The organism is Massilia niastensis DSM 21313 (genome assembly GCF_000382345.1).
In the GTDB taxonomy this organism is placed as follows: Bacteria; Pseudomonadota; Gammaproteobacteria; order Burkholderiales; family Burkholderiaceae_D; genus Telluria; species Telluria niastensis.
Window position 1 is genome coordinate 1 of sequence record NZ_KB908143.1, and the last position, 22899, is coordinate 22899.

Consider the following 22899-nt stretch of genomic DNA (forward strand, 5'->3'; position numbering starts at 1 on the left):
TCCCATTCGTAGCGCTTGACCTCGTCCTGCGCCTTCCAGTGGTAGGTGTCGGTGATCTCGACGTCGCAGTCCTGGTGCAGGTCATAGCCCCGCCCTTCCACCACGTACAGGCATTCCTCCGCCAGGTGGCGGTGCTTGCCCGAGCGGCTGCCCGGCGGGATGATCTGCATGTACGCATCCACCGTTTCCATGCGCGTGTTCATCTGCTCGTTGAGCAGGTGCTTGAGCAGGCCCTGGCGCGACATCTCCCACGGCATCTCGTGCGGATGCACGACCTTCTTGCGCTTGCTGTTGCGCGCCGGCGCCGCCGCCGCGTCGTCCAGCAGGTTCTGGTACAGCTCCTGGTTGGCCAGGCCTTGCAGCCATGCCTTCGATTCACCCCATGCCATCGTCAATCCTCCCCTTGAATGTCGCTGTAATCCGCGTAGTTGTAGTTCTCTTCCTCCTCGCGCACCTGGTAGCCTTCGCCGCCGGGCGCCGCCGTGCTGTCGCGCGCCTCGACCTGCTTCTGGAACAGCATGTTCATGAACATGTACATCGGCTTGGTCTTGAGCACGAGGGCGCGCGCCGGCTTCTCGGACGAGGCGTTGAAATGCTGGTGCACGCAGTTGTTGTGCACGATCGCCACGTCGCCCGCCTGCCAGTCGTAGCGGATGCCGTCGTGCACCTCGTAGCCGGTACCGTCGAGGATGTAGAAGGCGGCCTCGTTGACGTGTCCGTGCTTCTGCGACTTGCCGCCCGGCCCGTACTCCTCCAGGTGCAGGTGGAAGTTCTGCGTGATGCCGTCCTTCGGTTCCACGTAGTGGCGGCTGAAGGCCTGCGGCCCGTCGACGAACTTGATCTCCTTCGCCTTGCGCACGCGCGGCATGGAGCGCAGCCGCACCAGTTCGTCCTGCAGGTTGTACGGGCCGGCGATGGCGCGCACGAACACCCGCTCTTTGTTGCTGTGGTAAAACTTCTTCTCATTGCTCACGGCCACTCCTCCAGATGGTGATCACAGATTTACTTCTTGGGCTTGACGATGATTTCCTCGTACAGGCGGGTCCATTTCTCGTTCTCGTCCAGCATGAGGGCGGCATCCACCAGCCTCAGCGGGGTCTTCCCGAGCGGCGAAGGCAGCCTGGTACTGGTCGTGACGAAGTCACGCCTGGCCAGGATCTGCTGGCCTTCGTCGCTGATCATGAATTCGTAGTACAGGACTGCGGCATGCGGATGGGGCGCACGGGCCGCCACCGCCAGGCCGTTGACCCTGGCCACCGCCGGCTGCATCACGTACCACGCCACCGGCGCGCCTTTCTCCCTGAGCTGTTCGGCGGTAAAGTTGTAGACGGTCAGCGCGAACGGCACTTCGCCCGATGCCACCAGGTTGGTCAGCAGCGTATGGCCCTTGCGCACCGAGATGCCGTTGGTCGCGCTGATGTCGCGGAACAGCTTCAGGCCTTTCTCCTCGCCCAGTTCGCTCACCACGGTGGCGAACCAGTCCTCGTCGGCCGACTCGATGCCGAGCCTGCCCTTCCATTTCGGGTCGAGCAGGTCCTGGTAGCTGGCCGGCGCGTCTTCCTTCCTGATCTGGCTGGTGTTGTACGCATGGACGAACACGTTCATGCGCGAGCCGACCCACTCGCGGTGCGCCGGCACCGCCTGCGCCATCAGGTCGGCATGGTGGGGCGAGCGCACCGCCGCCAGCAGTTTCTCGCGCCGCAGCGATTCGAGCGCGGGTGTGCTGGCCTCGGCCACATCGACGTCGAAACGGTTGCCGCGCGCTTCGGTGACCATGCGCTGCAAGACCTTGTCCGCGCCGGCCCGCCACATCTTGACCTTGACGCCGTATTTCTTTTCGAAGGCGGCGTTGATCACCGCCATGTCCTCCACCGTCAGCGAGGTATACAGGGTCAGCGAACCTTCGCGCCGGGCGCCTTCGATCAGGCGCTGGGTACGGTCCGCGCCTTCGTACTGGGCGATCGCGGCAACGGCGGCCGGATCGGTCGCATGGGCCAGCGGCGCCGCCAGCGCCAGGGCAAGAAAGGCCAGGGAGAACAGGCGCATGGTCAGACTCCGTACTTGTCGAGCTGGTAGCGGCGCGGCTTGAGCGTGCGGCACACTTCCCGCACCACCCCCGATTGCGGCAGCGAGATGCCGCAGTCCTCGGCCATGTCGGCCACGATCGCCATGTCGTCCTGGGCCCAGGCCATCGACTGCTGGCCCCAGTTCCCCAGCGCGCCGTTGGCGGCGCTGCTGGTCATCAGGGCGGCGCGCAGGGCATCGACGTTGACCTCGTAGCGCTGCGCCAGCGCCAGGCCCTCGTGGCTGGCCACCAGGCAGGCCCACAGGATCAGGTTGTTGGCCGCCTTCGACACCTGGGCGGTGCCCACGCCGCCGCTATGCACCACGTCCGAGGAGTAGGCGCGCAGCACCGGGGTCAGGCGGTCGACCACGTCCGCCGCGCCGCCCACGAAGGACAGCAGCGTGCCCTCGTCGGCGGCGCGGCCGCCGCGGCAGACGGTCGAGTCGACCACATGCACGCCGTACGGGGCGGCGTACTGCGCCAGCTCCTGCATGGTCTTCGGATGGATCGTGCTCAGCACGGCGATGATGGCGCCGCTCCGGGCCGATTCCAGCAGGCCGCCGGGCGTCTGCAGCAGTTCCCTGACCTCCTTGTCGTAGCCGACGCATACCAGGATGGCCTCGGATTCGGCCGCCAGCACCGGCGACTCGACCAGCTCGCCGCCGCGCGCGGCCACGTCCGGCTGGCGCTCCGGATTACGCTCGCTCACCAGTACCCGGAAGCCCGCGCGGCTCAGGTGGCCGATGATCGGCATGCCCATCCGCCCGGCGCCTATCAGTCCTATCGTCTGCATGGAATCCTCTTATGAAAGTTGTTCAGGTTGACGACGCGTCACTTGCATTTCAGGGGCCGACTGCAGCGGCGCCGCGTGCGGCAGGACCGCGGCGAAGGCGCGCACCCGCTGGGCCGCGCGGTCCAGTCCGGGCGGCTCGCCGCCTGCCTGCACGGTGCGGACCGCCTTCAGCAGGCGCTGGCGGGTCATGATGATGCCGTTGTCGGTCCCGACCAGGTTCTCGCGGGTGCGGTCTTCGATCGGGCCCATGCTTTCCTGGACCGCCGCATCCTGTTCGGCCACGCCCAGCACGCCGCAGAAGCTGCGGCGCTCCTTCTGCGCCACGCGGTCGATCAGGTAGTCGTTGTCCTGGTTGGCCACCGGGCGGAACGTGCCGGGAATGGTCTTGCTGTGGATGCCCTTGCCCGCTTCCATCGCTTCCAGTTCGGGCGCCGTCAGGGCGCGCTCCGGGTGGTAGTCGATGCTGAAGGTCCAGGCATGCTCGTCGTCGATGGGCACCCAGGCATGTCCGCCGTAGGGGTTGCCCTCATAGGGCGGGAACAGGTTAAAACAGGGCATCAGCCACTGCGTGACGCGCCAGTAATAGCGCTCCTCGTCGGCGTTGCGGCGGGTCGCGATGTACAGGCCGCCGGGCGACTCGAGCGGCACGAACATCGGGTGGCGGTCGGCCGCCAGCCAGGCCGCGCTGGCCGGGTCGCGCTTGAGCAGCGGGTCGTCGCCGACCGACATCCGGTGCAGGAAGCTGGAATGGAAGGAATCCAGTCCGCCCTCCATCGCCTGCAGGTAATTGCAATCCTGCTGGCGCTTGGAAATGTGGCGCTGGCTGGCCGGCACCGTGGCCCATTCGTACATCGGCAGTTCGGGCTGCAGCTCCGGCGGTCCCATATAGGTCCACAGGATGCCGCCGCGCTCCACCAGCGGGTAGGACTTCAGCTTGATCTTCTTGCAGTAGCCGCTTTCCAGCGGCTCGGACGGCACGTCGACGCACTGGCCGCTGGTATCGTATTTCCAGCCATGGTAGGGGCAGCGCAGGCCGTTTTCCTCGTTCCGGCCGAACCACAGCGACACCCCGCGGTGGGCGCAGAACTCATCCATCAGGCCCAGCTTGCCGGAACTGTCGCGGAAGGCGATCATCCGTTCCGACAGCAGCAGCACGCGCACCGGCGGGCAGTCCGGTTCCGGCAGTTCGCTGGCCAGCAGCGCGGGCAGCCAGTAGCGGCGGAACAGCTCGCCCATCGGCGTGCCGGGTCCGGTCCGGGTCAGCAGTGCGTTTTGTTCCGCATTCATTTCTGGTCTCCTTTGACGCGTCCGTTCAGGGTGTCGTCGTACAGGCTGGTCCATTTCTCGTAGTTGTCGAGCACGCTCACCGGGTCGATGTAGACCGGCTTGTACCTGGCCAGCAGCGCCTGGTCGCGCTTGTCGGTGGTCAGCGCCTTGAACCCGGCAACGATGGCCTGTCCTTCGTCGAGCAGGAAGTCGTAGAACAGCGTGGCGGCATGCGGATGGGCGGCGCGGCGCGCGATGCCGATGCCGTCGGTGTAGGCGACCGCGGGCGACAGCACGACGTAGTCGACCGGTGCGCCGGCGGCGCGCGCCTGCTCCGGCAGGTAGCTGTACACGTTCAGCGCCAGTGGCACCTCGCCCGAGACCACCATGTTGTTCAGCAGCGAGCTGCCGGTGCGCAGCGAGGGCGCACTGGTGGCGACCAGCTCGCGGAAGTAGCGCAGGCCCTTTTCCTCGCCCATCGCCTGTACCAGCGCATGGAACCACTCGGCCTGCTTGGCCTCGATGCCGAGCCGCCCTCTCCAGCGCGGATGCAGCAGGTCCTCGAAGCTGGACGGCACTTCGGCAGCACTGACCTGGCGGGTGTTGTAGGGCTGCGCGAACAGGTAGACGCGCATGCCGGTCCATTCGCGGTGCGCCGGGAGCGCCGCCGGAATCAGCTCCGCCTGCCTGGGCGACCATACCGGCTGCAGCAGCTTCTCGCGGTGCAGCGCTTCCATCTCGGGCGCCGGATTGAGGATGACATCGGCCTCATGGCGGCCGGCCCTGGCTTCGGTGATCACGCGCTGCAGCACCTTGTTCTTGCCCGAGCGCCAGACATTCACCTCGATGCCGGTCTTCTTTTCAAACGCCTCGACCAGCCGCGCACTATCCTTCTCGGCCATCGAGGTGTACACGTTCAGCGTCCCTTCCGCGCGGGCTCCCTTGAGCAGCCGCTGCGCGCGGTCCGCCCCCTGGTAGGCCGGAACCTGGGCCTGCGCGGCCCCCGCCACGAACAGCAGGGACGCAAGCAGCCAGCACGTCGCAAATCGCATGCAAGTCATGATGAATCCTTAGGCAAAAGGGGGCCCGCGTCCCGCCGTGGTCACGGCGGACGTTCTACAGGGACGGGGCTCCCGGACGGGGGGTCAGGCGGCCTGGCGGTACTGCTTGTCCTCCGGAATACAGATGCACTTCTCCGGATTCATGTGCAGGTAGACCTTCGACCCTGTCGAAACATTGAACGAAGGATGGACGCGGGCCAGCATGACCTGGTCGGCCACGCGCACCTGGTAGTCCATGTATTCGCCGAGGAAGACCTTGGTATCGACCACGCCCTCGGCCACGTTGTCGCCGTTCGGACGCTCCACGCTCAGGTCGACGTCTTCCGGGCGCACCGAGATCAGGGCCGCATCGCCGGCGCGGAAGGATTCGGACGAGGTGACGCACAGCTTGCCGATCGAGGAGTGGACGCGGAAGCGCGAATCGACCGTGCCTTCCGGCGCCTCGATGGTGGCGTCGAGGAAGTTGGTGATGCCGACGAAGTCGGCGACGAACTTGTTGCGTGGACGTTCGTAGATGTCGCGCGGCGAGCCGCACTGCACGATCCTGCCCGCGCTCATGACGGCGATCTCGTGCGACAGCGCCAGCGCCTCGCTCTGGTCGTGGGTCACGTAGATGGTGGTCAGGCCCAGCTCGCGCTGCATGCGCTTGAGTTCGAAGCGCATGCGCTCGCGCAGCTTGGCGTCGAGGTTGGACAGCGGCTCGTCCAGCAGCAGCAGCTTCGGCTCCATCACCAGGGCGCGCGCCAGCGCCAGGCGCTGCTGCTGGCCGCCCGACATCTTGGTCGCTTCGCGGTCGGCATACTGGTCGAGGCCGACGGCGCGCAGCACGCGCATCACCCGGGTTTCGATTTCCTGCTTGCCGTACTTGCGGCTGGAGACCTCGAGCGGGAACGCCACGTTCTGGAACACGTTCATGTGCGGCCAGATCGCATAGGACTGGAACACCATGCCGAAGTTGCGCTTGTTCGGCTGGATGAAGATGCTCTTGCCGGACGAGTAGACGGCCACTCCGCCGACCGTGATCTCGCCCGACTTCGGCCGCTCCAGGCCGGCGATCGAACGCAGGGTCGTGGTCTTGCCGCAGCCGCTGGGTCCGAGCAGGGTGAACAGCTTCCCTTCGGGCACATCGAAGCTGACGTCCTGGGCCGCCTTGACCACTTCACCCTTGTCGTTCGGATACTCGGTACACAGATTTTTTACGCTAAGCATGTTTGTCTCCTGTTATGGCACATTGACTGCCTGTTTTCCATTCGTCCTGCCGCCTGCCTGTGCAGGCGGCTGTGGCTCATTCCTTGACGCCGAATTTCTTGCCTAGCATCTGGGCAATCATGACCAGCGTGAACAGCAGCATGATGAACATCACGCCGAGCGCCGACAGTTCGACGTATTGTCCGTTTTCCCACAGTTCCCAGATCAGGATCGCGATCACTTCCGTGCCCGGGCTGTACAGCAGGATCGACGAGGACAGCTCGCGGATCGAGACGATCACGATGTAGATCCAGCCCGCCAGCAGGCCGGGTTTCAGCAGCGGCAGGATGACGCGCCAGAAGGTGGTGCTCCAGGAGGCGCCGCTCATGGCGGCCGACTCTTCCAGCTCCTTGTGAATCTGCAGCATCGAGGTGGTGTTGTAGCGCAGGCCGTACGGCAGGAAGCGCGTCACGTAGGCGATGAACAGGATCCACATGGTGCCGTAGACGCCGACATCGACATTCAGGTAGAACACCATGATCGCCAGGCCGAGCACCAGTCCCGGGAACACCATCGGCAGCGAGGCCAGGTTATCCAGCAGCCAGCGGCCGGGCAGCTTGGTCTTGACCACGATCCAGCAGATGACCGAGGTGACCAGCATGATGATGGTCGCGCTGCCCAGGGCCAGCACCAGGCTGTTCCAGGTGGACGAGGCCAGGGTCGGGTAGTCGAGCATGAAGCGGTAGGCGTCCAGCGTCAGGTTCTGCATCGCGGCCATCGACGGGACGGCGTAGAACTTCTGCAGCGAGGACCACAGCAGCACCAGGAAAGGCAGCACCACGATCAGGGCGAAGTAGACGACGAAGATGCCGGCCGTCAGGTAGCGCCATTTGCCCAGGTCCATGGTGCGCGGGCGGAAGCCCTTGCCGGTCACGGTGGAGTACTTGCTGCCCTGGCTGGACAGCTTCGACTGGAAGTAGATGCCGACCGTGGTGATGAGCAGCAGGGTCACCGCATAGGACGAAGCCAGGCCGACCTTGCTCGGATACTGGTGGATCGCCTGGTAGATCGACGAGGTGAACACCTGGATGCCGACCGGCAGGCCAAGCAGCGCCGGCACTTCGAAGGATTCGATCGCGCGGATGAACAGGATCAGGAAGGTCGCGAAGATCGCCGGCCAGGTCAGCTTGAAGGTGACGCGCCAGGCGATCTGGCGGATGCTGGCGCCGCACATCATGGCCGACTCCTCCAGCGACGGGTCCATCGAGCGGAAGGCGGCCGTCATGATCAGGAAGGCCATCGGCGAATAGTGCAGGCCTTCGACCCAGATCATGCCCCACATCGAGTACACGTTGAACAGCAGGTAGTCCGTGTTGAACCAGTCCTGGAACAGCAGGTTGATGATGCCGATCTTCGGGCTGCCCAGCAGGATCCACGCGACCGTGAACAGGATGCCCGGGATGATCAGCGGGATGATCGAGAGCGCGAAGAACAGCGACTTGAACGGGGTGTTGGTGCGCTCGTTCATCCATGCCAGCGCGGTGCCGGCGATGAAGGCCACCACCGAGGTGCCGGCGGCGAAGGTCACGGAATTGCCCAGCAGGCGCAGCGTTTCGACGCTCGTGTACGCGCTGAGGTAGTTTTCGAGGGTGAATGTGGCTGCCTGGGTGGCGGTCTGCGGCGTGAAGAAGCTTTGCCAGACCAGGAAGAAAAGCGGCATCAGCGCGAGGTAGGCGACCCCGAGTACGCAAATGCCAATGACCAGCCACTTCGCATCGAAGCGCTGCCATAACGAAGGTTTGTCGACATACTTTGCTGATAGCGCTCCTGCTGCTGCTTCCATAACCGCGTCTCCTTTTATTGGTGTCACCGTCGGCATTCCCTGGGCTCTTGCTGGCCTCGATCCGGCTCTTTCCGGGCCGGATTTTGTCGTTCCGTTATATGGAACATCGGTTCACATAGAAATACAGGCCAAATTTACCGAGAGCTTTTGTTCATGTCAACAAAAACCAGTTTATTTTCTTGTGTAGATTTCAATACGTGCGCGCCTGTGCACGTCCCGCGTTTTCGCTGGGCGTGACAGCGCCGGACGCGGTGGGTTACCGCGTTTCTCGAGGACGTGCGCGGGTCAGTAAACCAGCTTGGCCCTGTGGTAATCCCATACTTTCTGCAGCAGGTTCGGCTTCCACAGGTTGCGCCCGATGGCCTTCACCTGTTCCGGCGCCAGCACTGCCGGCGTGCCGATCTGCGAGGCCAGGTACTGGCGCTGCGCCGTTTCTTCGAGGTATACCGCGAGCACGAAGGCTTCCAGGATGCCTTCGGCGGCCACCACCGCGCCATGCGACTTGAGGACGGCGACGCGGGCGTCGCCGAGGACGTCGGCCAGCTCCGCGGCCAGCTGGCGGTTGTTGATCGATGCGGTGGTCGGGAATTCCCGGATCTCGCCCAGCACGGCCGCCTGCATGATCACCGGCAGCACCGGCTTGCCCACCATCCCGAGCAACGTGGACCACAGCGGATGGGTATGCGCCACCGCGCCGACCTCGCGCCGGCGCCGGTATATTTCGGCATGGATGTGGAATTCCATCGGCGGGGGCGCATCGCCCTCCACCAGCCTGCCCTCGAAATCGATGGTGACGATGTCGTCCACCGTGAGCGCGCTGCGTACCGACTTGCCCGAATTGATCAACATATGGCTTTCGCCGACCCGGACACTGACGTGTCCGTTGAAATCGATGATGCCCGCCCGTTCCATCATCAGGATGGCGTCCGCAAGCATCTGCTTGCGTTCCAAAATCTCCAGCATGTCTCCCCCGAGTTCAGCGTTCATGGCCGCGTCTTGTTCTGTCCTGACCTGCACTGCTTACTTGCCGTGCGCGTGGTCGTGCGCGTGGCCGTGCCCATGGCCGTGGGAATGCCCGTGGCCGTGATCATGACCGTGGCCGTGATCATGACCGTGGCCGTGATCATGGGAATGTCCGTGGCCGTGCCCGTGCGTGTGCACATGCGGCCGGTACTTGAGGTCGCTGCGCGGCTTGCCGGCCGGCGTGCGCGGATCCTGGCTGAACACCAGCGACTTCACCGTCACCGGCACCGTCTGCGACGGCAGGCGTATGCGTCCCAGGTCGATATAGTCGAAGTCCCACAGCACGATGCCATCGATGACGAGGATCTCGCTGGCCAGCCCCATCTCGTCGTGCATCAGCCGGCCCAGCGTATGGGCAAGGTCGCCGTCCAGGATCAGGTACAGCGGCCTGCGCTGCGCCAGCGTGACGGGCATGGCGGCGGCAATGCCGGCTGCAAACGCGGCGATCCGCGCGTACGACGGCGGCCCCGACCAGCGGAATGCCAGCGCCACCTCGGCCTCCCCTTCGACCAGGTCGAAGGCCTTGAAGTGGCTGCGAATGGCGTCGGCCAGGGCCGCGCTGTCGATCTCGGCCCGGCATTCGAAGGCCGGCTGCAATACCTGCAGGTTGCGGCGCGGGAGCAGCTTGCCGGGGCTGGAGATATAGGTCGTGTTCCCGCTCAGCTGCACCGAGTACTCGGAGGCGCCGAGCGCGGTGGCGCGGATGCATTCGCCGGCGGGCAGGAGCGGCCAGCCGAACGCGCCCGCGTCGATCCGGCGCCGCAGCGCCGCGCCGAGCAGTTTGCCCATGTCGCCGAAATGGCGGTCTTCGCGTTCGTACACGTACTCGGCCACGCCGCCGGAGAACATCATGCCTTCGATCTCGCCCAGCATGGACAAGGGATCGGTCAGGTAGAGCGCGTCGACTTGCGGGGTCATGCCGGTTCTCGAGATCGCGGCGACCAGGGCGTCCGCCATCCAGTCGGCCACCTGCTCCATCTGGGCGCTTGACGCATGGCTGCCGATCTCCCAGGCGTAGCCGGCCTGGGCGGCGTGGTACTGGCCGGCGGGATCGAGGCGCACGATCCTGCCTTCGTCGTCGGCCACCAGCAGGCGTCCGCCGATGTGGATGGCGGCGGTACCGACAACCTTGCCGCCCTCCACCACCGCCAGCTTGGTGGTGCCGCCGCCGATGTCGATGTTCAGCAGGCGCTTGCCCAGCGCGTGCGAGACCCGCGCGGCGCCGGAGCCATAGGCCGCCAGCATCGATTCCATGTGGTGGCCCGCGGTGGCGCAGACGAATTCGCCGCCCTGGTCCGCCAGCACGTCGGAAATCGCCTGCGCATTCTCGCGGCGCAGCGCTTCGCCGGTCAGGATGACGGCGCCGGTATCGATCTTGTCCGGATGCAGGCCGGCATCGCCGTAGGCCTGGTCGATGATGGCGCCGAGCGCCGCTTCATCGATGCGCGCATTGTCCTGGTAAGGCGTGAGCGCGACCGGCGACTGGTACAGGGTCTCGCGCGCCACCACGAAGTAGCGGCTCGACAGGTCTTCGCCCATGCGGCGCAGCTTGATGCGCGAGAAGATGACCTGGGTGCCGGACGAGCCGATGTCGATGCCGACGCTCACCAGCGACACATGGTCCTGCTGCCAGATCGGATTGTCCTCGAGCGGACCGAGGGAACTGAAATCGTCATGGTCGTGGTCATGGTCGGCGTCCTCGCCATCCTCATGCACGTGGTCGTAGTCCTGGCCATACAGATGGTCCGCGATCTGGTGTCCCGGCCCTGGGCCGCCTGCTTTATCGTCCGACATGTGCTTGTTCCAGAGTTGATGTTGGAATATGGGGCTGCCTGCCCCGGGTTGTCCGGCGCCTTCTCAATAGAATGCGTCGTAGTGCACCTGCTCCCCGGGCACGCCGGCCTCGAACAGCATGCGCTGCACCGCCTGCGCCATGGCGGGCGGACCGGCGAAATAGATTTCGTGATCCCGCAGGGAGGCGCCCAGCACCTCCGCCACCAGTTCATGCACGAAGCCGGTGCGGCCGCTCCACGGCGCCGCATCCGCTTCGGGCATCGAGATGGTCGGGTAATAGTGGATGCGCTCGCCCCAGCCCGGCAGCTCGGCCAGCATGTCGCTGCCGCAGATGTCGCGCGCGGTGCGCCCGCCGTAGAAGAAGTGCAGCCTGCGCCCGGCCAGCGCAGGATCCGCCGCCAGCCCGCGCGCGATCGAGATCATCGGCGCCAGGCCCGAGCCGCCGGCGATGCAGACGATGTCGCGCTGGTTCGCGGTGCGCAGGTAGGCCAGGCCGTAGGGCCCGTCGATCGTCAGCCGGTCGCCGACCTTCATCCGGTCGAAGATGGCGGCGCCGCCCTGGCCGCCGGGGACGCGGCGGATCTGGAAATGCCAGGTGGCGCCATCCCGGGCGATGTTCGACATCGAGTAGGCGCGCGGACCGTCCACCCCGGGCAGTTGCAGCAGCGCATACTGCCCCGGCAGGAAATCGACCGCTTCGGGCAAGCTGAAGCGCAATTCGCGCATGTCATGAGTGAGGTCGCGCTGGCCGGCCAGCACCGCTTCGAAGCGGCGCGGCACGCGGCCGGTCAGATACTGGTCGCCCACCCTTGCCTTGACGGTGCAGTCGCTGACTGGACGCGACTGGCAGCCCAGCACGCGGCCGCGCATGCGGTCGCGCTCGCCAAGGCCCGGGGCTGCGGGCCAGTTCGATTCCACCGAGCCGCTGAGCAGCTCGATCTTGCAGGTGCCGCAACAGCCGACGTTGCATTCGTAGGGAATGCCGATGCCGGCGCGCAGGGCGGCACGCGCGATGGTGTCTCCAGGGGCGCAATCGAAGGCAAGCTGTGAACCGGCTATATTTATCTTATACATGGCCATCCTATTTCCGTGTTTAGCGGATCGGACCGGCGCGCGCCACCGCCTGTCCGTACAGCGCCTCCGCTTGTTACAGCCGACCGCCGATCCGGCGATGCGACATTGGTTGGTACCCCAGGCGCTTGGAAATCACATCCGCACTCTCCATCACTTCCGTCGCATAGCTTTCCAGGATCTTCTTGGTCAGCCGCTGCGACGGCCCCGCGACGCTGATCGCGGCAATGACGTTGCCGTAGTGGTCGCGCACCGGCGCCGCGATGCAGCGCAGGCCGACTTCGCACTCCTCGTCGTCGATCGCATAGCCGCGGCTCCTCACCGTGGCCAGCTCCTTCTGGAAGGCCAGCGGATCGGTGATGGTCTTGGGCGTGCGCTCCGGCAGGCCGTAGCCGATGATCGCCTCGGCGACTTCCGGCGACTTGAACGCCAGCAGGACCTTGCCCTCGGCCGTGCAGTAGGCAGGCTTGCGCATGCCGACGTCGAGCGTCATGCGGATCGACTTGGTGCTTTCCAGCGTATTGATATAAATGACACTGGTCGCCCCCAGCACCGTCATGTGGACGGTCTCGCCGGTCTTTTCCCGCAGCGCCATCAGCTCCGGCTTTGCCGTGCTCGAGAAGTCCATCTTGCGGCGGACCAGCGAGCCCAGTTCGAACATCACCAGGCCCAGCCGGTACTTCCCGGTTTCCTCGTTCTGTTCCAGCATGCCGCTGTCGGCCAGGGTGCTGGCCAGGCGATGCACCGAGCTCTTCGGCAAATGCAGGCGCTTGCTCAGTTCGCTGATGCCGATCTCGTACTCGTTATCCGAGAACGACTTGATCAGGCGGATTGCATTGGCGACCGACGACAAACGGGTTTTTGGTTCATCATCCTCGGCCGGCACGACTGGCTCGGCGGACTGGACGCCGTTCCCCGATGTGCGAGATTTGCGCATCTTGTTTCCTTTCGATGGTGCGATGTCTTTCGACACGACGGTTAAGAGAGCCGGAAGCATATCAAGAAACCGGTCCCGTGAGATCAAACCGCCTGCACCCGACCCAGCCAGCCGTGTGGCATCGATCCATACTTTGCACTCCCCAGTCGAAGTTCACTCTGCCAGCGAATCCGGCGACGCCGCCCGGCCTCAGCGCTTGATGAAATAGTTGTCCCACATCGTTTCCCACTTTTCACGCTCGTCGAGCGCGATGGCGGGGCTGATCATGGTGTACGGGAAGTTGTTCAGCGCGGTCTTGACCTTGCGGCTGGCCGGTATCCGGCCCATCGAATGCAGCAATTGCTGACCTTCCGGCGACAGCACGTAGTCGGCGAACAGGAGCGCCGCGTTGGGGTGCGGCGCATTCCTGGTCACGGCGATGCCCTGCGGACGTCCGACCACCGGCTCGACCGGCTGCCAGTCCACCGGGCCGCCGCGCTGCTTGAGCGACTCCACTTCCGAGTTGTAGACCGTCAGCGCGACCGGGACTTCGCCCGCGCCGACCATTTCCGCCAGCAGGATATGGCTCTTGCGCACGTCCGGCCGCATCGCCGCCAGCTGGTCGAAGAACCTGGTGCCGCGCTCGCCCCAGTGCTTGACGATCGCCGCCATCCATTCCGAATCGGTGGCTTCGATGCCGAGCTGGCCTTTCCATTTCGGATGCAGGAAGCCGTCGTAGGAGGCCGGAAGGTCGGCGCGCTTGACCTTGTTGGTGTTGTAGGCGACGACGAAGAAATTCAGGCGGTCGGCAACCCACAGGCGGTGCGCCGGGAAGGCCGACGGCGGCAGGTCCGCGAAGTACGGGCTGTGGAATTCGGACAACAGCTTCTCGCGCGCGATCATCTCCACTTCCGGACCGTTGGTCTCGACCACGTCGACCGTATAGCGCCCCGCGCGGCCCTCGGTGACGGTGCGCTGCACCACCTTGTCGCTGGTGGCGCGCCACAAGACCACCTTGATTCCGTATTTTTCCTCGAAGGCCTTCGCCAGCGGCATCGACTCCTTGCTCGCCAGCGAGGTGTACACGACCACCGTCCCCTCCTTGCGGGCATTCTCGAGGAGGCGCTTGTCGCGGTCCAGGCCGCGGTACATGTACACGGCCGCGTTCTTGTCGGCGGCAGGCGCCTGCGCCAGGGCCGGCTGGGCCCAGCTCATGGCGGCCGAGAAGACGGCCATTCCCGCGGCCAGGCAAAATGCGCGCTTCCGGTTGATGCTCTTCATATCTCCTCCGTTTCCACTCGTTCTGCTGTGATGCCGTGCGACGCTGCCCTGCCGTCTGCCGGCGCATTCTTTATCCCGCTGCCCGCATCGACTTGCGGTTTTTGTTGGGTTTGATTGTAGGATGAATTCCCATCCCATGCAAGATAATGAAACGGTGTTCCGTATATCAGAACGAAATACCCGTCACTATCGGTCAGCCTCCGGCGAAGCCGTCGGTCGCCCCGACCAGCCGGGCGCTCACGCCCGGCTCGCAGGAAGCGTGGCCCGCACCCGGCACCATCTCCAGCCGCAGCTCGGGCCAGTGGCGCAGCAGTTCCCAGGCGGTCGAGGCCGGGGTCACGGTATCGTGCCGCCCCTGGACGATCACGCCCGGAATGCCTCTCAGCCGGTGCGCATTGGCGATGATCTCGCCCTCCTCCAGGAAGGCCCGGTGCCGGAAGTAATGGGTCTCGATGCGCGCCAGCGCCAGGTCGGCAGCCGCATCGATGCGCGCGCCGCCGGGGTCGGGCAGCAGCGTGGAGAGGGTCTCTTCCCACGCGCACCAGGCACGCGCCGCCAGCGCTTCGATGGCGGCCTCGCCGCAGGTCAGGCGCCGGTGGTAGGCCTCGACCAGCTGCTCCCGTTCGTCCACCGGGATGGGCGCGAGAAAACCGTGCCACGCTTCCGGAAAAAAATGGGAGGCGCCTTCCCGGTACAGCCAGTCGAGTTCGCGCCGCCGCGCCGTAAACACGCCGCGCAGCACCAGCGCGCTGACCCGCTCCGGATGCGCCTCGGCGTAGGCCAGCGCCAGGGTCGCGCCCCACGATCCGCCGAACAGCAGCCAGCGCGCGATGCCGAGATGCGCGCGCAGGCGCTCGATGTCGGCCAGCAGGTGGGCGGTGGTGTTGGCGTGCAGCCCGGCATGCGGCCGCGAGCGTCCGCAGCCGCGCTGGTCGAACAGCACGATACGGTAACGCGCCGGGTCGAAGAAGCGGCGGCTGGCGGGCGTGCATCCGCCGCCAGGGCCGCCGTGCAGGAACAGCGCCGGCTTGCCGGCGGGGTTGCCGCAGGTCTCCCAATACACCCGGTGGCCGTCACCGACCTCGAGCATGCCGCTGTCGTACGGTTCCAGCGGCGGATAGCCGCCGTGCGCGCAGGCCCGCGGTTCGTCGAGCGCCAGGATCATGCGGCTACCGGCTCCATGGCCTGCTGCACCGGACGCCCCAGGGCGGCGCTGGCGGGAAACACCAGCGACTTGATCACCACCGGCACCGCGCCCGAGGTGTCGAGCAGCGCGCCGATATCGACGAAATCGAACTCCTTGAGCGTGATGCCGTCGATCGACACGATCGGGTTGCGCAAGCCGAGTTCCTCCTTGCAGTGGATGCCGATCAGTCCCCCGATGTCGCCTTCGCCGACCAGCACCAGCGGCAGGCCGCGCGCGAGCAGCGCGGACATGCCCTCCATCACTCCGCGGCAGAACGCATCCATGCGGGCGAAGGTGGCCGACTCCTGCCAGCGGTAGCACAGGGCGACCGCGCGCTCTCCCTCGCTGTGCTGCAGGTCGGAGCGGCGCAGCGCGGCGCGCACCGCGGCCGCGATGGCGCCGCTGTCGAGGATGTCGCCGGCCAGCGCCAGGGCGGGCACGATGACCTGGGCGTTCTTCAGGGGCAGCACCTGGTGCGGCTCGACATAGATGGTGGCGCCGCTCACCTGTATCGTGTACTGCGACGCGCCGACCACGGTCGCGCGGATCCCCTGCTCGGGCTTGTCGATGCGCGGGCCCCAGGCCTTCACCCGTTGCAGGATCGCGCGCGCCAGCTGGGGTCCCAGGTCGCCGTAGACCTGTTCCTGCAGGCCGTAGATATATTCGGATACGCCGCCCGAGAAGGTGACCACGTCGGGAGTACGCCCGGGCCCCAGCGGGTCGATCCTCAGCAGCGAGGCCGCGTCCTCGCTGAGTTCGCTGCTGCTCAGGATCTCGAACAGCCGGTCCGCCATGCGCGCCACCATCCGTTCGAGCAGCGCGGGGTCGGGCCGGACGCCCACCTCCAGGCGCAGGCCGACCTCGCCTGCGAAGCGGCGGCCCGCCTCCTCGATCCTGCGTACGCGGCCATCGGCATCGAAGGACACGATGCGCGCGCCGACGTCGACCGCCGTCATGCCCGCCAGCTCCCCGCCTTCGCAGATGGCGATCTTGGACGTGCCTCCGCCGATGTCGATGTTCATGACCCGGGCCGCCTCGCGGATCGAGCGCGCCGCGGCGCCCGAGCCGAAGGCGGCCAGCGTGGTCTCGAGCGCGTCGCCGGCGCTGACCGACACGAACTTGCCCGCCTGCGCGGCGAACAGGTCGGCGATGGCGCGCGCATTGCTGCGCCGGACCGCGACACCCGTCAGTATCAGGGCGCCGGTATCGATCCCCTGCGGGTCCACCTGCGCCAGCTGGTACTGGCGTTCGATGAAGGCGCCGAGCGCGGCGGCGTCGATCGACTGGTCGTCGAGGTAGGGCGTCAGCAGGACTTCGGATTCATGCAGCACTTCGCGTTCCGACACGATGTAGCGGTTGTCGAGCCGTTCCAGCACGATGCGCGAAAACACCAGGTGGGAAGTCGACGAACCGATGTCGACGCCCACGCTCACCAGGCGGATCTCGTCCTCTTCCTCGAGGCTGCGCCTCACGTTGCTAAAGAAGATGCGTCCGCCCTCTTCCCCGTTCATGCCGCTCATGGATAGCACCTCATAGGACAGTGTTCGTGGTATCGCCATGCGCGCGGCCGCAGCTGCGGCCGCCGCATGCCGTCTGCTGTTACTTGATGTTCGGCGGCAGGTACCAGTTCGGGTCCATGCGGTTGTCGACGCCGCTCTGCCTCAGCTTCGCCTCGTACTCCTGGCGCACGAACGGGTCTTCCATCCAGTACGGGATCGCGGTGCCGCCTTCGTTGACGTCGATCGCCGTGTAGTCCGTGTGCTTTTCGCCTGGAGGACCGGGATCGCGGCCCGGGTTGTGCGGCCCGAACCAGGCGGTCAGGCGGAACGGCTCTTCCGATACCGAGAAATGCTGGTGGTACCAGCGCGCGCCGCCCGGGGCCGCAGTCACCATGCCGCCCGGCTCGTAGTCGAGGCGGCGCACCTGGTCGCCGAAGCCGTCGCGCCATGGATTCACGCCGAGCCGCTCCGGCCAGGTGTAGGTGTAGCCCTTGCCCTTCAGGCAGATCAGGATCGCCGCCGAGGTGTGCGCGTGCGCCTTCGAGTAGCGCCCGTTCTCGTGCTGGCCGATCCAGAAGTAGAAGCAGTTGTTGGTCATGAAGGGCTCGACCCGGCGATACCCCGGCGAGCGGCGGTTGTCCAGCGGCAGCTCGCAATTGGCCGCGTCCGGGATCAGGTTGGTGCGGCGCATGGCCAGGCCGCGCACCGGATCCGGTTCGATCTCGTCGCGCGCCTTGTAGAAATCGTCGGCGCTGCTGAAGCGGTCGTGGAAGATGAAGGGGTTGTGGAAGACGGCGTCGAAGTTGTTGATCATGTTGATCACATTCGGCGCGGTATTGCCAGCCAGGAGCAGCGCGCCGCTCGAGGTGGCGTTCACGATGCGGTACATCGCGTTCATCGGGATCGAGAACAGCGAACCGGCCTGCCACTCGAACACATGCTTCCTGGTGTCGCCTTCCTGCCATACCTCGGTGGTGCCGCGGCCTTCGATCACGAGGAAGATTTCCTCGTACATGTGCTTTTCCACGTTCAGCGCGCCCGCAGGCGGCACTTCGATCACATAGCAGCCCCACTTGCCTTCGGTGCCGTACAGCTGGATGAAGTGTCCGCGGCCGCCGCGGCGCTTCCACGGCACCAGCGGCAGATTGCGCACGTTGCTGATGCCGATGTCGCGGAACACGGGAATGTCTTCCTGCTCCATGTAGGCGTCGTAGGGCGTCGGCTGCTTCCTGAATTCGCCGAAGCCGGCCTTCTTGTTGGCGGCGGGTTCGTGCCAGTGCGTCCGGTCTTTATCGTGTGGCATGGTCTCTTCCTATCCTCATGAACAGTTGGCCTCATTCAAGGCATGGTGAAATCCGGTCAGGTTCGCTGCCCGCGCCGGCGGATCGCGAGAAACGCCGCAGCATCCCATGTTCTGATATGCGGAACACCGTTCCTCCTATAGGATCGATACTACAAGCGCCGAATTTAAAAGTCAACAAACCGTCTGCGCGGAGCGAGGGAAAGGAAGGGCCGGAAGGAAGGGGCTGGCCAGGCCGGGAGGCAGGTGGGAGAGCGGGCCGCGAGGCCCGCCGTGCTTCAGTCGTCCGCTTTCTTGGGCGCCTGGCCCTTGTGGAACAGCTGGGCCCACAGCTGCTCCCATTTCTGGGATTCGTCCAGCACGATGACCGGATCGATCATCTTGTAGGGGAACTTGTTGAGCGAGGTCTCGACCGCCAGGCTGGCCGGTACGCGGTTGCGCTCCTTGATCAGCTCCTGTCCCTCGCGCGACAGCATGAAGTCGGTGAACAGCAGCGCGGCGTGCGGGTGCGGCGCATGCTTCGCCACGCCGATCGCGTTCGGGCGGCCGAAGGTCGGTCCCAGCGGCACCCACTTGACCGGGGCTCCCTTCTTGTTCAGGCGCTCGACATTGTGGTTGTACACGGTGGCGGCGATCGGCAGTTCGCCGGCCGACAGCAGCTCGGCCATCAGCGTATGCCCGGTACGCATCTGCGGCTGGGTTGCCGCCAGCTTGCGGAAGTAGGCCAGGCCTTCCCTCTCGCCCATGGCCTTGGTGACGGCGGCGAACCAGTCGCTGTCGCCCGATTCGATGCCGATCTTTCCGTGCCAGCGCGGATTGAGCAGGTCCTCGTAGGACTTGGGAACGTCCTCCGCCTTGACCAGGTTGGTGTTATAGCCGAGGACGAAGAAGTTGAAGCGGTCGGCCACGTATTGGCGGTGCGGCGGAAAGGTGACGGCCGGGATATCCTTGAAGGCCGGACTGTGGAATTCCGACAGCAGCTTCTCGCGGTACAGGGCTTCCATTTCGGGGCCGTTGGTCTCGATCACGTCGGGCGAAAAGCGCCCGGCGCGCGCCTCGGTGACGGTCCGGTGCAGCACCTTCTCGCTGCCGGCGCGCCACAGCGACACCTTGATGCCGTATTTCTTCTCGAACGCGTCGGTGATGGGCACCGAGTCCTTCAGGTTGAGCGAGGTGTAGACCACCACCGTGCCTTCCTTCCTGGCGCCCTCCAGCAGCCGCTGCTCGCGGTCGGCGCCCTGGTAGTTGTACAGGTCGTGGTGCTTGCCCTTGTCCTGGGCCGAGGCCGAACAGGACAATCCGAGCAGGACAGCGAATCCCAGTGTCGCCAGCACGCCGGCGCCCCGCATTGCATGAGTCTTCATTCATTGTCTCCTGTGCCTGTCGAGCAGGCAGGTTATCGATATGAACTACTGCACTACTTGCTTACCTCAAGCCCTACTTGCTGCCTGATCCGGTTTCAACGCTTCTGGGTGATGGTGTCGACCAGCGCCGGCTGGCCGGCCTTGACGCGTTCGATGGCGCGCTTGAGCGCCGCGGCGACGTCGCCGCCCCGCTCGATCGGGCCCTCGGCGTACCAGCCCATCGAGCGCGCCATGGTCGCGAAGTCGGGCGCCGGATCATCCATGTCCATGCCGATGTGGGCGCGCTCGAGCGCGGTGCCGCGCTGCTTCGCCATGCGTATCTGGTGCTCCCAGTCGTTGTAGTAGGCGCGGTTGTTGTACATGACGACCAGCAGCGGGATCCTGTGCTTTGCCGCCACCCACAGCGCGCCGGCGTCGAACATCAGGTCGCCGTCCGGCTGGATGTCGACCACCAGCCGGCCGGCGTCGCGGTGCGCGAGCGCGACGCCGAGCGAAATGCCGATCTGGGTGGCGGTGCCGAGCGACTTGCCCGGATGGCGGTGCGGCAGGTCGAAGTCCCACAGCTTGCGGGTCCAGTCGTTCAGGGTGCCCGCGGTCAGCACCCAGTCCTCGTCGCGGATGACGTCCCATACCTCGCTCGCCAGGCGCGCCGGCGTCATCGGAACCTGGTCCCAGTTCTCGCGCGCCTGGGTCGCCCATTTGGCGCGCGCCGCGTAGTGCCTGGCCGCGGTCTGTTCCGTACGCCGGAGCACGCGCTCGGCCAGCGCGCGGTCTTCGCCCACGCGCCGCTGCGCCAGGCGGGTCAGCTGCGGGATCGCGAGGGTGGTGTCGCCCAGGATGCGCAGGTCGGCATGCAGCAGGCGCTGGTAGTCCATCGCCCAGCTCGACAGTTCAAGATCGCCGAAGCCGATGTCGATCCAGCGCGCGCCCGCCGGCACCAGGCTGACCAGCTCGCGCGTGGTGCTGGTCAGTTCGGTGGTCGGCTTTTCCCAGTCGCGCACGTCGAGGCACAGGATCAGGTCGGCATCGCGGAACACGTCCTTGACCATGCTCATGTTGAGCGGATGGCGGCTCGGGAAATTCAGCCGGCTGTTGATGTCGAACACCGGGATGCCCAGCGTTTCGGCGAATTCCACCAGCGTGTGGAAGGCCTCGTGCTCGCGGCCGCTGAACTCCGCCATGAGGACCGGACGCTCGGCCGCCACCAGCATGTCCATCGCCTTCTCCAGGGCGCCCTGGTCGGGCGCCATCAGGGTCGGCACCGCCGCTGCCGACGCCGGCGGCAGCGCCACCTCATGGTCCAGCGGGGCTTCCTGCAGCCAGGCGTCGTAGCACATGTAGATCGGTCCGCGCGGCTCGGTCATCATCACGCCGTAGGCGCGCGCGAACGATTCCGGTACGCCGTCGACCACGGTGGGCTGGTAATCCCATTTGGTGTAATCGCGCACGGCCTGGCCCTGCACGTTGGCGCTATGGGTCCAGTCGATGCGCGGGCGGCGCTTGGTCTCGTCCATCGGGCCGGTCGCGCCCACGATGAACACCGGCGCACGGTCGATGTAGGCGTAATAGACCGCCATGTTCGCGTGCAGCAGCCCGACCAGGTTATGCAGGATCGCGACCATCGGCCGGCCGCTCGCCTTGGCGTAGCCATGCGCGATCTGCACCGCGGTTTCCTCGTGCTGGCACAGCATCATGGTCGGATAGTTCTGGCCGTAATTGACGATCGAGTCGTGCAGGCCGCGATAGCTGGCGCCCGGGTTGAGTGCCGCATAGGACAGCTTGTACTGGTGCATCAGGTCGACGATGACGTCCGAGCCCCAGCGCTGGTCGGCCGGCACCACGCCAGGCGGATCCCGGGTATCACCGATCGAGGTCGTCAGTCCGCGAATTGCTCCTGTTTCGACAGGCTTGTTCATCTGCGTCTCCTTGGTTTTTCCTGTTGTACTGCCGGGAATCTAAACACAGATAATCGAAAAGATAAACAAAATTAGAATCACGTTCTGATTAGCGGAACAATCTGCACTGGGAAGCATGTTTCCAGAGGGTGTACTAAGGTATGATTTATTGTCCGCGTTCCGATATATGGATCGACCATGGGAACAGCCTGCAAACGTCTTCGCGAGGGAGAGTCGACATGACCAAGGGGGTGCTGTATGCGCTGGCGGCCGCTGCACTGTTCGGCGCCAGCACGCCATTCGCCAAGCTCTTGACCGGCGATGCGGCGCCGGTCGCCCTTGCCGGCATTCTCTACCTGGGCAGCGGCCTCGGCCTGGCGGCCTGCCTAGGCTGGCGCCGCATCGCCCGCACGCAGGCGCGCCACGCCGATGCAGGCCTCAGGCGACAGGACCTGCCCTGGCTTGCCGGCGCGGTGGCCGCGGGAGGACTCTGCGGCCCGGTCCTGCTGATGACCGGGCTGGCGCAGCTTCCCGCCTCGTCGGCGTCCTTGCTGCTGAACCTGGAAGGCGTGCTGACGGCTGCGCTGGCGTGGTTCGTGTTCAAGGAAAACTGCGACCGCCGCGTCGTCCTCGGCATGGCGCTCATCGTCGCCGCCGGCGTCCTGCTGTCGCTCGAGGAGACCGGCGCCCGCGGCCTGGCGCCTGGCGCGCTGGCCATCGCCGCGGCCTGCCTGTGCTGGGCCATCGACAACAACCTCACCCGCAAGGTGGCCGCCGCCGATGCCGTCCAGATCGTCGCGGTCAAGGGCCTGGCGGCCGGCACGGTCAACCTGCTGATCGCCGTCGCGACCGGAGCGGCAATGCCGGGCCCCGGCCCGGCGCTTGCCGCGGGCGTGGTCGGCTTCTGTGGTTATGGACTGAGCCTGGTGATGTTCGTGATCGCGCTGCGCCACCTGGGCACGGCGCGCACCGGCGCCTACTTCTCCGCCGCCCCGTTCGCGGGCGCGGCCATGTCGATGCTGCTGCTGCGCGAAACGCCGGGCATGGCCTTCTGGGTCGCAGCGGCGCTGATGGCGGCAGGAATCTGGCTGCACCTGACCGAGCGGCACCGCCACGCGCATGCGCATGAGGCGCTTGAACACAGCCATGAGCACCAGCATGAACAAGCCGACGAACACCACCGCCACCAGCATGCATTCTCCTGGGACCCGGCAAAGCCGCACGTGCATATGCACCGGCATCCGCCTCTGCGCCATACGCACGAACACTATCCGGACCTCCATCACCGCCACCGGCACGACGCCTGAGGCGCCACAGGGATGTCTTTCCGGTTGACACGAAACTGACGGGTCGT

19 protein-coding genes are annotated in these 22899 nt (G+C 65.8%); 1 reads left to right on the plus strand and 18 read right to left on the minus strand.

The genetic code is table 11. The annotated features are described in order from the left end of the window. From H162_RS31970 to H162_RS0125895, 18 genes are all read right to left on the minus strand, one after another. A partial coding sequence (locus tag H162_RS31970; protein ID WP_020656375.1) for a cupin domain-containing protein occupies window positions 1-389 on the minus strand: 389 nt, incomplete at its 3' end. A gap of 2 nt (window positions 390-391) precedes the next feature. Continuing rightward, window positions 392-973, minus strand: coding sequence for a cupin domain-containing protein (locus tag H162_RS0125815; protein ID WP_020656376.1), 582 nt, complete (start codon window positions 971-973; stop codon window positions 392-394). Between the two features lie 29 nt (window positions 974-1002). Then, the gene (locus H162_RS0125820) at window positions 1003-2046 is read right to left on the minus strand and encodes an ABC transporter substrate-binding protein (protein ID WP_020656377.1); all 1044 of its coding nucleotides are present in this window, start codon (window positions 2044-2046) and stop codon (window positions 1003-1005) included. 2 nt (window positions 2047-2048) lie between these two features. Next, window positions 2049-2858 carry an NAD(P)-dependent oxidoreductase gene (locus tag H162_RS0125825; protein WP_084677129.1) on the minus strand — a complete coding sequence of 270 codons (810 nt, stop codon included), beginning with the start codon at window positions 2856-2858 and terminating at the stop codon, window positions 2049-2051. A gap of 9 nt (window positions 2859-2867) precedes the next feature. Next, window positions 2868-4145 (minus strand): Rieske 2Fe-2S domain-containing protein, encoded by a 1278-nt coding sequence (locus H162_RS0125830; RefSeq protein ID WP_020656379.1) that lies wholly within the window; start codon window positions 4143-4145, stop codon window positions 2868-2870. Next, entirely contained in the window at window positions 4142-5176 is a 1035-nt protein-coding gene (locus H162_RS0125835; protein ID WP_020656380.1) for an ABC transporter substrate-binding protein, read from the minus strand. Before H162_RS0125835 ends, H162_RS0125830 begins: the two co-directional genes overlap by 4 nt. A 93-nt stretch (window positions 5177-5269) precedes the next feature. Next, window positions 5270-6394: an ABC transporter ATP-binding protein gene (locus tag H162_RS0125840; protein ID WP_020656381.1), complete on the minus strand. Its 1125-nt coding sequence runs from the start codon at window positions 6392-6394 to the stop codon at window positions 5270-5272. Between the two features lie 76 nt (window positions 6395-6470). After that, window positions 6471-8216, minus strand: coding sequence for an ABC transporter permease (locus H162_RS0125845; RefSeq protein ID WP_026355102.1), 1746 nt, complete (start codon window positions 8214-8216; stop codon window positions 6471-6473). Window positions 8217-8501: 285 nt separating this feature from the next. Then, on the minus strand, window positions 8502-9203 hold the full coding sequence (locus tag H162_RS0125850; protein ID WP_229452266.1) for a class II aldolase/adducin family protein: 702 nt from the start codon (window positions 9201-9203) through the stop codon (window positions 8502-8504). A 33-nt stretch (window positions 9204-9236) separates the two neighbouring features. Further along, window positions 9237-11033 carry an ethanolamine ammonia-lyase reactivating factor EutA gene (locus tag H162_RS0125855; RefSeq protein WP_020656384.1) on the minus strand — a complete coding sequence of 599 codons (1797 nt, stop codon included), beginning with the start codon at window positions 11031-11033 and terminating at the stop codon, window positions 9237-9239. Between the two features lie 63 nt (window positions 11034-11096). After that, on the minus strand, window positions 11097-12107 hold the full coding sequence (locus tag H162_RS0125860) for a 2Fe-2S iron-sulfur cluster-binding protein (protein WP_026355103.1): 1011 nt from the start codon (window positions 12105-12107) through the stop codon (window positions 11097-11099). A 73-nt stretch (window positions 12108-12180) separates the two neighbouring features. Further along, window positions 12181-13041, minus strand: a complete 861-nt coding sequence (locus H162_RS0125865; protein ID WP_084677130.1) for an IclR family transcriptional regulator — start codon at window positions 13039-13041, stop codon at window positions 12181-12183. 189 nt (window positions 13042-13230) lie between these two features. Next, the gene (locus H162_RS0125870) at window positions 13231-14301 is read right to left on the minus strand and encodes an ABC transporter substrate-binding protein (RefSeq protein WP_020656387.1); all 1071 of its coding nucleotides are present in this window, start codon (window positions 14299-14301) and stop codon (window positions 13231-13233) included. 193 nt (window positions 14302-14494) lie between these two features. Next, on the minus strand, window positions 14495-15466 hold the full coding sequence (gene pip, locus H162_RS0125875) for a prolyl aminopeptidase (RefSeq protein ID WP_020656388.1): 972 nt from the start codon (window positions 15464-15466) through the stop codon (window positions 14495-14497). Then, window positions 15463-17007: an ethanolamine ammonia-lyase reactivating factor EutA gene (locus tag H162_RS0125880; RefSeq protein WP_020656389.1), complete on the minus strand. Its 1545-nt coding sequence runs from the start codon at window positions 17005-17007 to the stop codon at window positions 15463-15465. The genes pip and H162_RS0125880 overlap by 4 nt, the downstream gene beginning before the upstream one ends. A gap of 79 nt (window positions 17008-17086) precedes the next feature. Then, window positions 17087-18289, minus strand: a complete 1203-nt coding sequence (locus tag H162_RS0125885) for a cupin domain-containing protein (protein WP_020656390.1) — start codon at window positions 18287-18289, stop codon at window positions 17087-17089. A 275-nt stretch (window positions 18290-18564) separates the two neighbouring features. After that, a complete protein-coding gene (locus H162_RS0125890; protein ID WP_156885808.1) occupies window positions 18565-19650 on the minus strand; it encodes an ABC transporter substrate-binding protein in 1086 nt (361 codons plus the stop codon). A 95-nt stretch (window positions 19651-19745) separates the two neighbouring features. Further along, window positions 19746-21566: a thiamine pyrophosphate-binding protein gene (locus H162_RS0125895; protein WP_020656392.1), complete on the minus strand. Its 1821-nt coding sequence runs from the start codon at window positions 21564-21566 to the stop codon at window positions 19746-19748. A gap of 218 nt (window positions 21567-21784) precedes the next feature. On the opposite strand from H162_RS0125895, the gene H162_RS0125900 reads away from it, so the two are divergent. Beyond that, window positions 21785-22852: a DMT family transporter gene (locus H162_RS0125900; protein WP_020656393.1), complete on the plus strand. Its 1068-nt coding sequence runs from the start codon at window positions 21785-21787 to the stop codon at window positions 22850-22852. Window positions 22853-22899: the final 47 nt, after the last annotated feature.